13 protein-coding genes and 1 pseudogene are annotated in these 16,716 nt (G+C 58.7%); 3 read left to right on the top strand and 11 right to left on the bottom strand.

The features are described from left to right. Positions 1 to 24: 24 nt before the first annotated feature. From rnc to rpoZ, 7 genes are all read right to left on the bottom strand, one after another. A complete protein-coding gene (gene rnc / locus AGR7B_RS04975; RefSeq protein WP_065654136.1) occupies positions 25 to 744 on the bottom strand; it encodes a ribonuclease III in 720 nt (239 codons plus the stop codon). Further along, positions 741 to 1,487, bottom strand: a complete 747-nt coding sequence (gene lepB / locus AGR7B_RS04970; RefSeq protein WP_003496938.1) for a signal peptidase I — start codon at positions 1,485 to 1,487, stop codon at positions 741 to 743. Before lepB ends, rnc begins: the two co-directional genes overlap by 4 nt. Positions 1,488 to 1,696: 209 nt before the next feature. Continuing rightward, positions 1,697 to 2,101 (bottom strand): holo-ACP synthase, encoded by a 405-nt coding sequence (acpS, locus tag AGR7B_RS04965; RefSeq protein WP_065654137.1) that lies wholly within the window; start codon positions 2,099 to 2,101, stop codon positions 1,697 to 1,699. Then, positions 2,098 to 2,676 carry a DUF2062 domain-containing protein gene (locus tag AGR7B_RS04960; RefSeq protein WP_080856170.1) on the bottom strand — a complete coding sequence of 193 codons (579 nt, stop codon included), beginning with the start codon at positions 2,674 to 2,676 and terminating at the stop codon, positions 2,098 to 2,100. Before AGR7B_RS04960 ends, acpS begins: the two co-directional genes overlap by 4 nt. 442 nt (positions 2,677 to 3,118) lie before the next feature. Then, positions 3,119 to 3,265 (bottom strand): hypothetical protein, encoded by a 147-nt coding sequence (locus AGR7B_RS04955; RefSeq protein WP_003496944.1) that lies wholly within the window; start codon positions 3,263 to 3,265, stop codon positions 3,119 to 3,121. 197 nt (positions 3,266 to 3,462) lie between these two features. Beyond that, a complete protein-coding gene (locus AGR7B_RS04945) occupies positions 3,463 to 5,697 on the bottom strand; it encodes a RelA/SpoT family protein (protein ID WP_065654813.1) in 2,235 nt (744 codons plus the stop codon). A 132-nt stretch (positions 5,698 to 5,829) separates the two neighbouring features. Further along, positions 5,830 to 6,219 (bottom strand): DNA-directed RNA polymerase subunit omega, encoded by a 390-nt coding sequence (gene rpoZ / locus AGR7B_RS04940; RefSeq protein ID WP_003521126.1) that lies wholly within the window; start codon positions 6,217 to 6,219, stop codon positions 5,830 to 5,832. Positions 6,220 to 6,611: 392 nt separating this feature from the next. Here rpoZ and AGR7B_RS04935 point away from each other — a divergent pair, with 392 nt between their 5' ends. Both AGR7B_RS04935 and AGR7B_RS04930 read left to right on the top strand, forming a co-directional pair. Further along, positions 6,612 to 7,181, top strand: coding sequence for a LabA-like NYN domain-containing protein (locus AGR7B_RS04935; protein ID WP_004440903.1), 570 nt, complete (start codon positions 6,612 to 6,614; stop codon positions 7,179 to 7,181). 215 nt (positions 7,182 to 7,396) lie between these two features. Then, positions 7,397 to 8,896: a globin-coupled sensor protein gene (locus tag AGR7B_RS04930; RefSeq protein ID WP_080856168.1), complete on the top strand. Its 1,500-nt coding sequence runs from the start codon at positions 7,397 to 7,399 to the stop codon at positions 8,894 to 8,896. Between the two features lie 194 nt (positions 8,897 to 9,090). Here the strand turns inward: AGR7B_RS04930 and smpB are convergent, their stop codons facing one another. Both smpB and dapA read right to left on the bottom strand, forming a co-directional pair. Further along, positions 9,091 to 9,573, bottom strand: coding sequence for an SsrA-binding protein SmpB (smpB, locus tag AGR7B_RS04925; protein WP_078054125.1), 483 nt, complete (start codon positions 9,571 to 9,573; stop codon positions 9,091 to 9,093). A 161-nt stretch (positions 9,574 to 9,734) separates the two neighbouring features. Then, the gene (gene dapA / locus AGR7B_RS04920; protein ID WP_003524121.1) at positions 9,735 to 10,619 is read right to left on the bottom strand and encodes a 4-hydroxy-tetrahydrodipicolinate synthase; all 885 of its coding nucleotides are present in this window, start codon (positions 10,617 to 10,619) and stop codon (positions 9,735 to 9,737) included. Positions 10,620 to 10,981: 362 nt separating this feature from the next. On the opposite strand from dapA, the gene AGR7B_RS04910 reads away from it, so the two are divergent. Continuing rightward, on the top strand, positions 10,982 to 13,054 hold the full coding sequence (locus AGR7B_RS04910; protein ID WP_162934055.1) for a lytic transglycosylase domain-containing protein: 2,073 nt from the start codon (positions 10,982 to 10,984) through the stop codon (positions 13,052 to 13,054). A 332-nt stretch (positions 13,055 to 13,386) separates the two neighbouring features. On the opposite strand, the gene AGR7B_RS04905 is transcribed toward AGR7B_RS04910, so the two are convergent. After that, positions 13,387 to 14,433 (bottom strand): porin, encoded by a 1,047-nt coding sequence (locus AGR7B_RS04905; RefSeq protein ID WP_080856167.1) that lies wholly within the window; start codon positions 14,431 to 14,433, stop codon positions 13,387 to 13,389. 604 nt (positions 14,434 to 15,037) lie between these two features. After that, a pseudogene (locus AGR7B_RS04900) lies at positions 15,038 to 16,106 on the bottom strand (porin). Positions 16,107 to 16,716 lie beyond the last annotated feature (610 nt).

Here is a 16,716-nt window from a genome sequence, read left to right as displayed (position 1 = left end):
TTCAGCACCCGGTTCGCCGGGCGCTCAGTTCCGGGTGGAGGTCTTCTGCCAGACGCCTTCGCGTTCCAGCAATCTTGTTGCCGCCACCTGCTCGGCCGCGCGCTTGGAGCGCTCGACACCGGTTTCCGGCTTCACGCCGGGAATTTCGACAGTCACCGTAAAGCGGGGATCGTGATCCGGTCCGGAGCGATCGTCAACCCGGTAAGAGGGCGTCACCGCAAATCTGGCATGCGCCCATTCCTGCAACTCGGTCTTGGCGTCGCGCCGCCCGGCATCCACGCTGGTTGCGCGGCCCTGCCAGTATTTCAGAATGAATTTGCGCGATGCTTCCAGCCCGCCATCCAGATAGATGGTGGCGATCAGGCTTTCGACGACATCGGCGCGCACGTTCAGCATCGCCTTGCCGGTCAGCTTCTTCACATCCGAGCCGGTGCGGATGAAATTATGCAGGCCCATCTCGTCACCGATCGCGGCACAGGATTCGGCGCTGACGAGCTGGTTCAGACGGACCGAAAGCTCGCCTTCGGTGGCGTTGCGGAAGGTAGAGAACAGCAATTCGGCAACGCAGAGACCGAGAACACGGTCGCCTAGAAATTCCAGCCGCTCGTAATTGCCGGCCGCCGCCGAGCGGGCACTGGCATGGGTCAAGGCCCGGTCGAGCCGGACCTTTTCCTTAAATTCATATCCGATCAACGCTTCCAGACGGGAAATCTCGTCCGCCGAAAGCGGCTTGGTCTTGCTCATTCCACAACCTTGAAGAGGCGGTCCCAACGCATATTGGCCGGCCATTCCCAAATGCGGCTGAACGGCGTGTCATTGCCCAGCGAGAAGAAGATGACGCTGGCGCGGCCGATCAGGTTTTCTTCCGGCACGAAACCGACATCGAAGCGGCTGTCGAGCGAATTGTCGCGATTGTCGCCCATCATAAAATAATGGCCTTCCGGCACCACGAATTCACGCGTGTTGTCGCCACGCGAATCAGGCGACTGGTCGAGCGTGTCGTAGGTAACGCCATTATCAAGCGTTTCGCGGAAGACAGGCACATTGGCGCCCGGATCGGCGCGGTAATCGGAAGTGAAGGTGCCGTCGGGCTGCTTGGGAACCGGCTGGCCGTTGATGAACAGCACGCCGTTCGTCACCTGGATGCGATCACCCGGCAGGCCGACGAGACGCTTGATATAATCGACTTCAGGATTGGGCGGCAGGCGGAAGACCACGACATCGCCGCGCTTCGGCTTGCTGAATTCCAGAATGCGGCCCGAAAACAGGTTCGGCGAGAAAGGCAGCGAATATTTCGAATAGCCGTAGGAGAACTTGTTGACGAAAAGATAGTCGCCAACCAGAAGCGTCGGCATCATCGAGCCGGACGGAATCGTGAAGGGCTGAAACAGCACGGTGCGGATGACCATGGCCAGCAGCAGCGCCTGAATAATGACCTTGACGTTCTCCCAGAGGGCGTTCTGCTTCTTTTCAGCTTTTTCCGACACTTAAAGACCTGCCTGATTGTTTCCCGGCTTCTTCGGTTTCACGAAGGCCGCCGGGCCGTTGTTTTATCGCATATGCGGCGGGCAAGCGGTTTTTACGCAGCCGGCAACGCTTTCATATTTCTGCGACTTCTCTAGAACCTTTCCAGCCCGAAGGGAAGCGCTTCTGTGACACGTCCGCAAATAGGACGCCAATGCGGCCTCACCGGGTCTTACCCGTTCAAGGGAAGCGCCTCGATAATCACAAATGCCTGAGCGTAAGGAAAATCGTCCGTGATCGTCAGGTGAATATTGGCGCGGTGGCCGGCGGGCAGCAGCGCCGCCAGCCTTTCCCCTGCCCCATTGGTCAACACCATGGTCGGCTTGCCGCCCGGCAGATTGACGACGCCCATATCCTTCCAGAAAACGCCGTTCGCAAGGCCTGTTCCCAGCGCCTTGGAACAGGCTTCCTTGGCGGCGAAACGTTTGGCATAGGAAGCGGCGCGGTTCTTGCGGCCATCGGATTTGGCGCGCTCGATATCGGTGAAACAGCGATGGGTGAAGCGCTCGCCGAAACGTTCGATCGACTTTTCAACGCGGCGAATATCGATCAGGTCGCTGCCCAATCCAATGATCATTTCAACATCTCCAGAGAAGCATTCTTGTTGGCGGCGCGATGCGCGAGGTTTTCCATCTTGCGGCGCTGGAAACCGCTGATGAGACCATAAACCGCGATATAGGCGATGATTGCGCTGATAACGGCAGGAAGCAGCGCACCGATGGTCATGGGTTCCAGCACCGGCGTCCATATCTGCCGGAATTCGAGATGGCTGAATAGCGCCACGAAATCCACATGCGCAGCGCTTTCCGTCTTCTGCCGGCCGAGGATGAGGTGCCCCAGCTCCCAGGTAGATGCCCAGATGAAGGGAAATGTCAGCGGATTGGCGAAGGTGGTGCCGAGCGCCGCCGCCACGAGATTGACGCGCATGAGAAAACCCAGCGCCATGGCGATGATGATGTGAACGCCGAGAAACGGTGTCCACGCCACGCCGACACCGAGAGCGACACCGGCGGCAACCGAATGCGGAGAGGCGGAAAGCCGCAGAAGGCGCAGCTTCATATAGCGCAACGAACGGGAAAAACCCGTACGCGGCCAGAAGAGGTCGCGAATCTTCTCTGAAAAACCAACGGGTTCACGGCGGCGAAACGGCATGGGGGCAGTCTATTTCATCGCCCCGGCCGCGCCAAGAGCATCATAGATGACGCAGGGATTCTTTTGCAGGTGTATTCTCCGCGTCCGTCATTCCGGCCTTGGGCCGGAATCCAGCCGACGTGCGTCTGCGCGGCGAGAAGACTCTTTCCAGCCCAAGGACTTGGGCTGGCTGGATGCCGGATCAAGTCCGGCACGACGGACGCGGGATGTCACGAATAAAGTGAATATCGAGCCTTCGATATCAGTCCCAATTTAGTGTCGTCTATTGTGACAGGGGACTGAACCGGGATTTTTCGCGACGTATTTGTCAACCAGTTTGGGACAACCGCTTGAAGCGCGCATTCAAAAAGTTTTGCAGGATACAGGGGCGAGCGTGCCAACAACGGCCATGCACCCTCCGAGTCTCATACGCATGGCGATGGGCTGCCATGCGCTGAGCGCATTACCGGCGGAACAGGCCGCGGTCGATTTCGCGCTGGCGGAACTCGAGGTCGACATTCGATACCGAGCCGCTGAGATATTCGAATTCGCGTTCCTGGGTGGTCTTGCCACGAACGGCACGGGCGATCTTGCGAAGCGGAGTAAACATGATTTTCGGTCCTTTCGGTTTGGAACTGGCGTTTCTCATCGGTGTTCATCCACCGGCACGCCGCGTTTCCTTCTCTTCAATTTCTAAGAAGAAAATAGTCACAAACCGCCTCCACCACCAGAGACAGGAAAAGGCCGCTGCCATGCGCTCAATGCATAACAGCGGCCTTTTAGTATTTGCAAAGGATCAAAAATGCCTCAATCGAAGGCACGCGTCACGGTCGAGACGCAATCGAGATCCTTGAGCTGCGACAGAAGCTGGTTCAGCTGCCTGAGATCCCAGACTTCGACATCCAGCGCCAACTCGGAGAAATCCGTGCCGATGCGGACCATGTTGAGGCCGCGAATATTGACGTCCAGCGTGGCGATGGACTGCGCCACCGAGGCGAGCGTGCCCGGCTCGTTCAGCGCATTGATCATCACCCGCGCCATGAAACGCGACTTGTTCGCCTCATCAAGATCCCAGCGCACATCGATCCAGCGCTCCGGCTCGTCGTCGAAGCGTTGCAGCGCCGGCGCCTGAATCGGATAGATGGTGATGCCCTTGCCTTTTTCCATGATGCCGACGATGCGGTCACCCGGAACGGCGCCGGCAGCACCGAAATGCACGTCGACATTGCCGGAGAGACCACGGATGGGCAGCGGGTCCGGTCCATCCAGCATCTCGGCCGCGCCATCGTCCTCAAGCACCGAGCGCGACTTGCCGGGGATCTTAAAGACCATGCCGGAGGCGCTGCGCATGTTGAACCAGCCATCGTCGCCGGTCATCTTCACCGTGACGCGCTCGTCCTGATAATCCGGGAACACCGCGCGCAGGACATCGAGCGAGGAAACCTCGCCACGGCCGACGGCGGCGATGGCATCTTCCACGTCCTTCTGCGCCAGACGATGCAGCACGGGCTTTAGCGCTTCACGGGAGAAGGCCTTGCCGGCGCGCTCGAAGGTGCGCTCGAGAATGCGATAACCGAGGCCGGAATATTGCTTGCGGATGGCCATGCGGGTGGCGCGGCGGATGGCAGAGCGGGCCTTGCCCGTCACCACCACCTCTTCCCATGCGGCGGGCGGCACCTGCACGCCGGAGCGGATGATCTCCACCTCGTCGCCGTTATTCAGGCGAGTGACGAGCGGCATGATCCGGCCGTTGATCTTCGCGCCAACCGTGGTGTCGCCGATATTGGTGTGCACGGCATAGGCGAAATCGATGGGGGTGGCGCCACGCGGCAGGGCGATCAGCTTGCCCTTCGGCGTGAAGCAGAACACCTGGTCCTGGAACAGTTCGAGCTTGGTGTGCTCGAGGAATTCTTCCGGGCTGTCGCCTTCTGCCAGCGATTCGATGGTATGGCGCAGCCAGGAATAGGCGTTGCTCTCCGGCGAGAGCAGATCGCCCTCCCCGTTTTCGCCATCCTTGTAAAGCGCATGGGCGGCGATGCCGAATTCGGCGATCTCGTGCATGCGCTTGGTGCGGATCTGCAGCTCGATACGCTGGCGCGACGGGCCGACGATGGTGGTGTGGATGGAGCGATAATCGTTCTGCTTAGGTGTCGAGATATAATCCTTGAAGCGGCCCGGCACGACGCGCCAGCGCGTATGCACGACACCCAGCGCCCGGTAGCAGGATGGAATATCGTCCACCAGAATGCGGAAACCGTAGACATCGGAAAGCTGCTCGAAGGAAAGCGACTTCGACTGCATCTTGCGGAACACCGAATAGGGTTTCTTCTGCCGCCCTTTGACATTGGCGCCGACCAGACCATTCGCCACGAGAAGCTCGCGCAGCTCGTCCTCGATCTTTTTGATCAGCCCTTCATTGCGCGTTTCCAGTTCCTGCAGGCGGTTCGTCACCGTGCCATAGGCTTCCGGGTTGAGATATCGGAAGGACAGGTCCTCCAGCTCGTCGCGCATATCCTGCATACCCATGCGGCCGGCGAGCGGCGCATAGATTTCCATGGTTTCTTCGGAAATGCGGCTGCGCTTGTCGGCCGGCATATATTCCATGGTGCGCATATTGTGCAGACGGTCGGCGAGCTTCACCAGGAGAACGCGCACGTCGTCGGAAATCGCAAGCAGCAGCTTGCGCAGGTTTTCCGCCTGCTTGGCCTTGCGGGTAACGAGATCGAGCTTCTTGAGCTTGGTCAGCCCCTCCACCAGCCGGCCGATATCTTCGCCGAACAACTCGTCGATTTCGGCGCGGGTGGCGGTGGTGTCCTCGATCGTATCGTGCAGCAACGCCACCGCGATGGTCGATTCGTCGAGATGCATTTCGGTGAGGATCGCGGCAACTTCCAGCGGATGCGAAATATAGGGGTCGCCATTGGCCCGCTTCTGCTGGCCGTGTTTCTGCATGGCGTAAACATAGGCCTTGTTCAGCAGGGCCTCATTCGCATCCGGTTTATATTTTTGAACCCGCTCGACGAGTTCGTATTGCCGCATCATGCGATATTCCACAAAAAGAAAGCGCGCCAACCTGAGGGTCGGCGCACAATGCTGCATCAATAGGGATCAGATTATGACGGCAACTATTGACAGACGGTAACCGCCGCCTGCCAAAGGCATCATAAAATCCTATCAATAGTCGTCATTTTTTTCCGGCGGCACAAGGCCTTCGATGCCGGCCAGCAGTTCTTCTTCCGACATCTGGTCGAAGGTAACGGTTTCCGGCTGATCGTCTTCTTCGCTGTCGGCAGCGGCGGCGGCGAGCGTGACCGGATCGGGCTCGGGCTCGTCCACTTCCACGTGCTTCTGCAGCGAGTGGATCAGGTCTTCCTTCAGATCGTCGGGAGACAGCGTCTCATCGGCGATTTCGCGCAGCGCCACAACCGGGTTCTTGTCGTTGTCGCGGTCAACCGTGATGGAGGACCCTTGAGAAATCTGGCGCGCACGGTGGCTGGCGAGAAGCACCAGCTCGAAACGGTTGTCTACTTTATCAATGCAATCTTCAACTGTGACGCGGGCCATTGCCTGTCCTTTGCGGGTCGTAATGTCGTGGATCAGAGCGCCGTGCGGTGTTCGGGGTGCACAAGGGTTGCTCTAACCTATTGAATCTGCGCTTCGTGCCTTGCGAAAAACATTCAAGATTTCTCGCGACGATGCTTTCCAGCTTCCGATACAGCCATTGGCCGCGGAATTCAAGTTTTTCCTGTCTTTGGCGTCTTTTGGCACCTTATTGCCCACCTTTGGCGTCTGATGAACAAAATGTCTAGAAGAATTGTCTTGGAATAAGGGGGAAGGTAGCTTACTTAAAACGCAACGGCGGTACGCAAAGCTCGTTGATACGACATGTTTTTTTGCGTTATCGACCGGAAATAAAAGCCAGATAATGGCCTTTCCAAAAAAAGGAATGGGATGGAATGTTCGATCCACGGGAGAAAATTGCGCTCTTCATAGACGGAGCCAATCTTTATGCAGCATCGAAAAGCCTGGGATTCGATATCGACTACCGCAAGCTCCTGAAGGCGTTTCAAAAGCGTGGATACCTGCTGCGCGCCTATTATTACACCGCGCTCATCGAGGATCAGGAATATTCCTCGATCCGCCCGCTGATCGACTGGCTGGATTATAACGGCTACAAGGTCGTGACGAAGCCGGCGAAGGAATTCACCGACGCTCTCGGCCGCCGCAAGATCAAGGGCAACATGGATATCGAACTGGCGGTCGATGCCATGGAACAGTCCGAGACGGTCGATCATCTGGTGCTCTTCTCCGGCGATGGCGATTTCACCACGCTGGTAGACGCGCTGCAGCGCAAGGGCCGCAAGGTTTCCGTGGTTTCCACCATGGCCACGCAGCCCGCCATGATCGCCGACGACCTGCGCCGCCAGGCCGATCACTTCATCGATCTGATGACGCTGAAGGCCGAGATCGGGCGCGACCCGAACGAGCGCCCTGCCCGGCACGCCGAGGGTCCTGAGACGGTCTGATCCCAGCTTTTGCTGCGAAGACATCATCAACGCGTCCGTCCAACAGACGGGCGCGTTTTTGTTTGGCGAGACGCCGGCGCGTTAAAAATTCTTTTTAGAATTAACAAACATCAAATTCGATAAGTCAAAATTATGACTTGGTTAATTTTAGAGGTGTCTAAAAGATGTAACGGCGCCAACGATATGATTTCGGTGCCAAATCAGGATGTTTAGACATGCATGGCCAAGCAAAAACCGACCGACAACTCGACGAAAGACTGAATTTTCTGGGGCTCGGCCACGAGCAACGGAAAAATCTCTCCGAGATGAAAGGTGTTATCACCGGCTCTCTCGAGGCGTCTCTCGATCGTTTTTATACGAAGGTTCGCTCGGTGCCGGAGACGGCAAAGTTTTTCTCCAGCGAGGCCCATATCCACCACGCCAAGAGCATGCAGCTCAAACACTGGGAGAGGATCGCCTCCGGCACATTCAATGCGGATTATACCGACGCCGTAACCGCGATCGGCCGCACCCATGCGAGGCTGGGGCTGGAGCCGAGATGGTACATCGGCGGTTATGCCCTGATGCTCGACGGCATCGTCAAGGCCCTGATCGAGTCCGAGTTGAAGGGCTTTTTCATGGAAAAGAAGGCCAAAAAGGTGAAGGACGCCCTATCGGCCACCATCAAGGCCGCTCTTCTCGACATGGATTATTCGATCTCCGTCTATCTCGACGTGCTGGCCGCCGAGCGGCAGAAGGTGGAAGCCGAACAGGCGCAGATGAAGAAGGAACAGGAGCACGTTCTCGCATTGCTCAACAGCGCTCTCGACAGGCTGGCCAATGGCGACCTCACCTCCAGCATCGGCGAAAAACCCGCACCGCAATTCGAAGGGCTGGTCGCCAATTTCAACGCGGCGGTCGGCAATCTCTCCGGCGCATTTGCGCAGATCGTCGAAGAGGCGAACAAGATTTCCGGCAATACGCGCGAGCTGACATCCGCGACCGACGACATGGCCCGCCGCACGGAGCAGCAGGCCGCCGCCCTGGAGGAAACCGCCGCCGCCGTCGAGGAAATCACCACCATTTCCAAATTGTCGGCGCAGCGTTCAGAAGAAGCCAAGGCCATTGTCGAAAGCTCGGCCATTGAAGCCGCGCGCTCACGCGATGTTGTGACGGAAGCGGTGAAAGCAATGGGGGCCATCGAGGACTCATCGCAGAAGATCACCCAGATCATCTCCGTCATCGACGAGATTTCTTTCCAAACCAACCTTCTGGCGCTGAATGCCGGTGTGGAGGCCGCGCGCGCCGGCGAGGCCGGCAAGGGTTTCGCCGTCGTCGCCCAGGAAGTGCGTGAACTCGCACAGCGCTCCGCCACCGCCGCCAAGGAAATCAAGACGCTGATCGCCAAGTCCTCCGAAGACGTGATGCAGGGTGTTTCGTTGGTCAACAAGACGGGCGAATCCTTGAATACGATCGGCAACAAGGTGGATCATATTCAGGAGCATATCGCCTCGCTGACCAAGGCGGCGCAGGAACAGTCCGTCGGCATTCAGGAAATCAATGCCGCCATCAACAGCATGGACAATCTGCCCCAGAAGAATGCGGCCATGGTGGAAGAGACGAATGCGGCAACGCATAATCTGAGCGATGTCAGCGCCAATCTGGCGGCGCTTGTCAGCCGGTTCAGCGTTTCGACGACGAAGGCGCATGTGGAACGGACGTACCGGGCGGCGTGACGGGCGCAGCGGGCAGCAACACACTCCCGTCATCCCGGCCTTGAGCCGGGATCCAGCCAGCCCAAGTCCTTGGGCTGAAAGGACTCTTTCCACGGCGCAGACGCGCCGTGGCTGGATGCCGGATCAAGTCCGGCATGACGGAAGAACAAGTGGCGAAAGGCCGCTACCCTCTACGCAGCGAAATCTCCTGCCGCTTAGGCCGCCCCACCCTTCAGCAACCGCGATTTCTGCCGGTTCCAGTCGCGTTCCTTCTCCGTCTCGCGCTTGTCGTGCAGCTTCTTGCCCTTGGCGAGCGCCAGTTCCAGCTTCGCGCGGCCCCTGTCGTTGAAATAAATCTTCAAGGGCACCAGCGTCATGCCTTCACGGTTGATGCCGGCGCGCAGACGGTTGATCTCGCGCTTGCTCAAAAGCAGCTTGCGGCGGCGGCGCGGCTCGTGATTGAAGCGGTTGGCCTGCAGATATTCCGGCAGGTGGGAATTGATGAGCCAGATTTCATCACCCTCGTCCGATGCGTAGGATTCGGCGATATTCGCCTTGCCTTCACGCAGCGACTTGACCTCGGTGCCGGTCAGCACGAGCCCTGCCTCATAGGTGTCGATGATTTCGTAGTTGAAGCGAGCCTTGCGGTTTTCCGCAACGATCTTGTTCACCACGCGCTGGCTGCCTTTGGGGGCCATGATATTTCAATCCCTTGTTTTTCTTATTGCGCCTTCGGCTTACCGCCGAGAGCGGTTTTCGAACCCCTATTTAATGTTGTCGCCGCGAAAAGAAAAGGCGCGCCGAACGGCTTCTGTTGCGAAGCGGTTCATGGCGCGCCTTAAACGCTTTCGGGCCTGTCTCAGTTCATCAGGCCGGCGTGCTTCAGCGCCGCATCGATGGCCGCTTCCGTTGCCGGTTCCAGCGTGCTCATCAAGGGCGAACGGACCCGGCGGTTGCCGCCGCGCGTCTTCGACAGCGCATATTTTGTGCCGCAAACACCGGGCTCCATGAAGATCGCCTTGTGCAGCGGCATCAGGCGATCCTGATAATCCAGCGCCTTGGCATAATCGCCGGCGAGCATCGCCGCCTGGAACTCCGAACAGAGGCGCGGCGCGACATTGGCGGTGACGGAAATGCAGCCGACGCCGCCATGGGCGTTGAAACCGAGCGCCGTGCCATCCTCACCCGAAAGCTGGATGAAGTCCTTGCCGCAGGAAATGCGCTGTTCGGAAACGCGGTCGATCTTGCCGGTCGCATCCTTGACGCCGACGATGTTCCTGTGCGCCTTGACCAGCGCGCCCATGGTTTCCGGCGACATATCCACCACCGAGCGCGGCGGGATATTGTAGATGACGATAGGCAGCTTCACCGCTTCGGCGACAGCGGAGAAATGGGCGAACAGGCCCTTCTGGGTCGGCTTGTTGTAATATGGGGTGACAACCAAGAGCGCATCCGCGCCGGCTTCCTGCGCGTGCAGCGCAAGCTCGATCGCCTCATCGGTATTGTTGGAGCCAGCGCCCGCAATGACCGGAACCCGTTTCGCCGCTACCTCGATGCACAGCTCGACGACACGTTTGTGCTCGTCGTGGGACAGGGTTGGAGATTCCCCCGTCGTGCCCACGGGCACAAGTCCGTTGCTGCCTTCGGCGATCTGCCATTCCACATGGGCGGCAAATGCCTGTTCGTCCACGGCGCCATTGTCCGTGAACGGGGTAATGAGGGCGGGAATTGATCCCTTGAACATGCAAAGCTCCTGGCGCCGAGCCGGTTCATGCTTCGGCCGCATTCGATGGTTAAAACCGGCACACATTAGAGCCAGCCCTTGGCGCCGACAAGCGCAAAGGCAGGGTATTTTGTCCGAAATTGTCGGAAGTGTGACAGTCTCCGGGCTGCAATCGGCAAGCATAAAAAGCAGGCGTCGAAATGAGACGCCGCTCGCGGGACGGTGAATAAAAGTTGATTGAATTGCAGGGCGGCGATTAACATTTCATTAAGCCTGAAATCCCAAGATTTCCGGGTGGGACATCAGACCGGTTTCGGCAATCCCGCCGCAATGAAATGATATTACAGGAAAGTCGGCAACTCCGTTACACGATGAAGAACGGCATGAAAAAGACAGTCTGGGGATTGATGGCGGCGGGCCTTGCCGCAACCGTTTGGAACGCATTGGCCGGGCCGCTGCCGGAAGGTGCGGCACCGCTTCCCTATGTCAAGCCGAATGCGCCGACCGTTCCGGCTTTCATGCCGGCCTCACCCGAGATCACCGGGGCCATACCGCGCCTCGACCGCCCCGACGATACAAGCCAGTTGAAGGCCGGCCTCGACGCGCTTTCCAGCCGCGATGCGGCCCGGGCGATTGCGTTGCGCAACACCATGCCGACCGGCAGCCTCGACCGCCATATCCTTACCTGGGCAATCGCCGTTTCCGGCCAGAAGGACGTCGCTTCGGCCGAAATCGCCGCCGCCCAGCGCGAGCTCTCCGGCTGGCCGGGTGCCGCCACCCTGCGCGCCAATTCCGAAAAAGCGCTTTACCGCGAAGATCCGCCGGCATCGCAGGTGCTTGCCGCCTTCGGCAATAGCCGGCCGGAAACCGCGGAAGGCAGCGTGGTGCTCGCCAAGGCGCTCGCCTCCTCCGGCAAGGGTGCGGAATCGCAGCGTCTCATTCGCCAGCTCTGGGTGAGCGAAGGCATGGACAAGGACATGGAAGACCGTGTGCTTGCCGAGTTTCCCACTTATCTGACGCCCGCCGACCACAAGGCGCGCATGGATTATCTGATGTATCGCAGCCGCATCAGCCAGGCGAAGCGTTTCGGCGATCTCGGCAAGGCGCAGTCGCTTTACAATGCGTGGGCGGCCGTGTTGCAGCGATCCACAACTGCGACTGCGCTGCTCGGCAAAGTCGACGCCTCCTGGCGCAGCGACCCCGCCTATCTTTTCGCGCGGGTGGAAAACCTGCGCAACCAGCAGAAATATTCCGAAGCCGCCGTGCTTTTGCGGCAGGCCCCGAAGGAAACGTCCAAGCTCGTCAATCCGGGCGAATGGTGGAACGAGCGGCGCATCATCGCGCGCGGCGTCGCCGATCTCGGCGATTTCGCCGAGGCCTATCGCATCGTCGCCAATCATTCGGCCACCTCTGCCGTCGATACCGCCGATGCGGAATTCCATGCCGGCTGGTATGCGCTAAGAGCGCTGCGCGATCCGGCCACGGCTTCACGCCACTTCAACACGCTGCTTCAGACTTCGAACCGGCCACTTTCGGCGTCGCGCGCCTATTATTGGCTCGGGCGGGCGGCGGAAGCGGGCGGACCGGGGGATGCCCGCGACTTTTTCACCAAAGCCGCCGCTCATCCCGGCACGTTTTATGGCCAGCTTGCCGCCGCGCGAATCGGCACCAAGACACTGAATGTCACCTATCCAAGCCCCAGCAGCGGCGACCGCGAACGTTTCGCCGGCCGCGAAGCCGTGCGCGCCATCGACCGGCTGGAAGCAACCGGGTACGGCTGGTGGGCCGACAGCCTTTACCGGTCGCTGGCGGAACAGCTCGACAGTCCCGGCGAGCTTGCCATTCTGGCGGCGCGGGCGGAGGGCAATGGCAATCATCAAGTCTCGCTGCAAATCGGCAAGACGGCTTTCAGCCGCGGCATTGATGCGGCCGCACTCGCCTATCCGCTCGGCGTCATTCCCGCCAGCGCCAATATTGCCGGCTCCGGCAAGGCGCTTGCTTACGCGATTGCCAGGCAGGAAAGCGCCTTCAACCCGGCCGCCGTCTCCGCCGCCAATGCGCGCGGTCTTCTGCAACTGCTGCCCGGAACCGCCAAAGGCGTGGCCGGACGCCATGGCCTGCCCTACACCCAGGCGCGACTGACCACCGATGCGGGCTATAACGCCACGCTCGGCGCGCATTATCTCGGTGAGCAGATCGACAGTTTCGGCGGTTCCTACATCCTCACCTTCATCGCCTATAATGCCGGGCCGAAGCGCGTGCCGGAATGGATCGCCCGCTATGGCGACCCACGCGGCAAGCCGATCGACGAGGTGGTCGACTGGATCGAGCGCATCCCCTTCCCTGAAACCCGCAATTACGTGCAGCGGGTGATGGAGAATTATCAGGTCTACAAGACGAGGCTCGGGCAACAGGCCGATATCGTTGACGACCTGCGCCATGGGCGTGCGGGGTAAAGCCGGCTTCCTCAGGTGACGAGCGGAGCAATCAAGCGCCTGCCGGCCAGCGCTCGAGACCGCTGAAAAGCCTGAAGTTCTCTTCCGTTATGCTCGAGCCTGTCCCGAGCATTTGCGACGTTTAGATTTCATGCGACGTGATTGGATCACTGGGACGAGTCCCGGTGATAACGTCGACGGCTTGGGCAGATTTGCCGATAAGCGCGAGGCCGGCTGGTGGATGCTTCAAAGCATAAGCAATTCTCGAAAGACTTATATTTCCACCCGAGCTTCAAAACGAAAAACCCCGGCATTTCTGCCGGGGTTTCCATCACTGACAATGTCAGATCAGATTAGAACGAACGCTGAAGGCGAACGAAACCGGTCCAGCTGTCGCCATTCGGACCATCGATGTCCTGATAGTTGGCAGCAACCTTGGCAGCCAGACCCTGGGTGATCTGGTAGTCAACCGTCAGACCAGCGCGCCATGCGTCGCGGTCGCCCGTGAAGTCACCGTCCGGAGCGATATCGATCGTGCCGAGGTACTGAGCGCCGGGGGTGATGGTCAGCTTGTCGGTAGCCTTGATGGCGTATTCAGCAGCAACGGCCCACTCGGATTCTTCATAGTAGTAGTTCGCGCCAGAAGCCCAAACGCCGGAGATACCGAAGGTGCCCGGACCGATGTCAGCCGTAACGATTGCACGGATTGCACCATTTTCCTGGTCGGTGTCGTAGGAGCCGAGCAGGTTTGCGCTGACAGCACCGAACTTGGCACCGATGATACCGCTTACGCCAACGTTGTTCGGGCCTTCAAAGAAGCCGCCCTTGGCAATGCCGAGGTTCGACGTAGCGTCGCGGGTGGCGTCAAGCTCTTCAACGCTGATGCCGGCATAGAAGGAACCAGCGTCATAGGTGTAACGCAGAGCGTTGCCACGGGTCGTGTTCGAAGACAGGATGTCGGTTTCGCCGGAGAGATCGTCATCCCACCAGGTGTACATGTAACCGACCTTCAGGCCGCCGAGTTCGATGAAAGCCTGGTCGACGTTGACGCCACGGTCGCTGTCGTTGTTGGCTTCGCCACGCAGACCGATGTAACCGCGCAGAGCGCCGAGTTCGGTGTCGGTGCGGGTGTCGATGTTGAACTGGGCGCGCGTGAACGAGTTCCAGTCAGACGTGCCGGACTTGTTGCGGCCGAAGTCGGTCTGGAAACGGATGTAACCGTCGAACTTCAGGCAGGTTTCGGTGCCGGGGATGTAGAAGAAGCCGGTGCCGAAAGCGTCGCAAACGCGAACGTATTCCAGGGGCTCGGGCTCGGCAGCGACGATAGCGTCAGCGGCCTGTGCGCCGGATACTGCTGCGAGAGCTGCAGCGGAGCCGATGAGAAGGCTCTTGATGTTCATGGTTGACCTCCAGTCAAACGCTTAATCTTCTAAGCAGCGGGTGGGAAAGCACTTCAGAAATGCGTGCCGCTTATGAAGCTGATTAGAGCCAAAACCGGTCGCTCAGGCAATCGTAATCATGACAGAAGGAAGACAGTAAGGTGTCCTTAGTTTTTCATTGTTGCGAAATAGCTACAATTCTAACCGACGGGACCCCATTCGTTAAAAAATCGTTAATAACTTATGCTTTTCAATAACTTAACAATAGGCTCGAAAAATCCGCCGTGAGAAAACCCACGAGATCACCTGAATCTGGACACGATCAGGCCACCGGAAATTGTTCAAAAGACGATTGCAATGTGCAGAGGACCCTACCTCTGCAAGAAAAAACTGACCGAAAAGCAAAAACCCGCAGATTCGGATTCCTTAAACGACTCAAGGCTCCCATTACCGAGCGAATCGATGGGCATGTGTAGCGGTCTGCTCAGAGGATAAACCTGCGGAAAATCGAAACGCCGCCACGATCTCGCCACCCGCCGCGATGTCCGCCCTATCAAGATGCCATTCAAACAAAAAAGCCCGGCTCGAGAGCCGGGCTTTCCATCACTGACAATGTCAGATCAGATTAGAACGAACGCTCGAGACGAACGAAACCGGTCCAGCTGTCGCCAGCACCACTGTCGCGACCTTCGCGGCCGTCGACGTCCTGATAGGTAACCGCAACCTTCGTGGAGAGGCCGGAAGTGATCTTGTAGCCAGCAGCGACGCCAGCACGCCATGCATCGCGGTTGCCTACGAAGTCGTTGTTTGCGCCGATGTCGATCGTGCCAAAATACTGGAAGCCGGGGGTGATTGTCAGCTTGTCGGTTGCCTTGATGGCGTATTCAGCTGCAACGGACCATTCGGATTCTTCGTAGTAGTAGTTGGCGCCGGAAGCCCATACGCCGGAGAGGCCGAGGGTGCCCGGACCGATGTCAGCCGTGAGGATTGCACGGATTGCACCGTTTTCCTGGTTGGTGTCGTACGCGCCTAGCAGGTTGGCCTTAACGCCGCCGAACTTGCCGCCGATGATAGCACTGACGCCGACATCGTTCGTGTTGGTCTTGAACTTGCCACCCTTTGAAACGCCAAGCTCTGATGTACCCTTGCGCGAGCCTTCCAGCTCTTCAGTAGCGGCACCAACGTAGAAGGAGCCGGCGTCGTAGGTGTAACGGACAGCGTTCAGACGGGTGCGGTTGGAGCTGAGCTGGTCATACTCGCCAGAGAGACCGTCATCCCACCAGTTGTAGTAAAAACCGACCTTCAGGCCGCTGAGTTCGATGAAAGCCTGATCGAGAACGATGTTACGGTCGGTGTCGTTGTCGGCCTGGCCGCGCAGACCGATGTAGCCGCGCAGAGCGCCGAGTTCAGTGTCGGTGCGGGTGGTCGATGTTGAACTGACCGCGCGTCGCAGCATCCCAGTCGGAAGTGCCGGACTGGTTGCGACCGAAGTCCGTCTGGAAACGGACGTAACCGTCGAACTTCAGGCAGGTTTCGGTGCCGGGGATGTAGAAGAAGCCGGTGCCGAAAGCGTCGCAAACGCGAACGTATTCCAGGGGCTCAGGCTCAGCAGCGACGATAGCGTCGGCAGCGTGAGCGCCGGATACTGCTGCGAGAGCCGCAGCGGAGCCGATCAGAAGGCTCTTGATGTTCATGGTTGACCTCCAGTCAAAGTTTTTAAGTGGGTCTGGGTACTTTCGCTGAAGGACAGCATTCCCTGCCCCATTCCCGTGTTCTTAGAAGCCAAACGATCCACCGCCTCGCTTCTGGTGGTGAAAATACAAAAGGTTTCGCCGCTTGCAATCGCCAACATCCGATAAATAGCATTTACGTATATGCTTCATTTCGGTTTGTTGCGGAAACAACACACAGTGCGCAGCCGGCCCGCAGGCGGCTTTACCATGCGTTAAGAAATTGCTTGAAAATCCGTTAGTTAGCGAGGTTAACAAGGTCTTTCTAAACTACCGGCTTTTTCGGCGAAGCCTTGCCTCGCCGGGCAAGGATGATGGAAACTTTTGCTTCCTCACACCCCTGCACCTGACACTCCTTCGCAGCGCGCATGAAGAAACGATGGAAAAACCCATGCCGTTTGCCGCCCGATTCCCCGCAGAACGATTCGAAAGACTCGCCGCATGTCGGTTACGATACCGACACGCCGCTATCCCTCTGGTTTGCCGCGAGAACTGATTTGATGACATGACGTCGCGTTTGACGATTGCCCGTCAATATCGGCAGCAGCCGATTGTCGCGCGTGTCAATTCGAAA

This window comes from Agrobacterium deltaense RV3, from assembly GCF_900013505.1.
GTDB lineage: Bacteria > Pseudomonadota > Alphaproteobacteria > Rhizobiales > Rhizobiaceae > Agrobacterium > Agrobacterium leguminum.
The sequence above is the reverse complement of the archived record's forward strand: the minus strand, read 5'-3'. Positions and strand labels throughout refer to the sequence as shown.

Excerpts from the sequence above, each read along its gene's own strand:
- acpS (WP_065654137.1), bottom strand. The coding sequence starts at position 2,101 with ATGATCATTGGATTGGGCAGCGACCTGATCGATATTCGCCGCGTTGAA.
- AGR7B_RS04955 (WP_003496944.1), bottom strand. The coding sequence starts at position 3,265 with ATGTTTACTCCGCTTCGCAAGATCGCCCGTGCCGTTCGTGGCAAGACC.
- AGR7B_RS04910 (WP_162934055.1), top strand. The coding sequence starts at position 10,982 with ATGAAAAAGACAGTCTGGGGATTGATGGCGGCGGGCCTTGCCGCAACC.
- rnc (WP_065654136.1), bottom strand. The coding sequence starts at position 744 with ATGAGCAAGACCAAGCCGCTTTCGGCGGACGAGATTTCCCGTCTGGAA.
- dapA (WP_003524121.1), bottom strand. The coding sequence starts at position 10,619 with ATGTTCAAGGGATCAATTCCCGCCCTCATTACCCCGTTCACGGACAAT.
- rpoZ (WP_003521126.1), bottom strand. The coding sequence starts at position 6,219 with ATGGCCCGCGTCACAGTTGAAGATTGCATTGATAAAGTAGACAACCGT.
- smpB (WP_078054125.1), bottom strand. The coding sequence starts at position 9,573 with ATGGCCCCCAAAGGCAGCCAGCGCGTGGTGAACAAGATCGTTGCGGAA.
- AGR7B_RS04935 (WP_004440903.1), top strand. The coding sequence starts at position 6,612 with ATGTTCGATCCACGGGAGAAAATTGCGCTCTTCATAGACGGAGCCAAT.
- AGR7B_RS04960 (WP_080856170.1), bottom strand. The coding sequence starts at position 2,676 with ATGCCGTTTCGCCGCCGTGAACCCGTTGGTTTTTCAGAGAAGATTCGC.
- AGR7B_RS04930 (WP_080856168.1), top strand. The coding sequence starts at position 7,397 with ATGCATGGCCAAGCAAAAACCGACCGACAACTCGACGAAAGACTGAAT.
- AGR7B_RS04905 (WP_080856167.1), bottom strand. The coding sequence starts at position 14,433 with ATGAACATCAAGAGCCTTCTCATCGGCTCCGCTGCAGCTCTCGCAGCA.
- AGR7B_RS04945 (WP_065654813.1), bottom strand. The coding sequence starts at position 5,697 with ATGATGCGGCAATACGAACTCGTCGAGCGGGTTCAAAAATATAAACCG.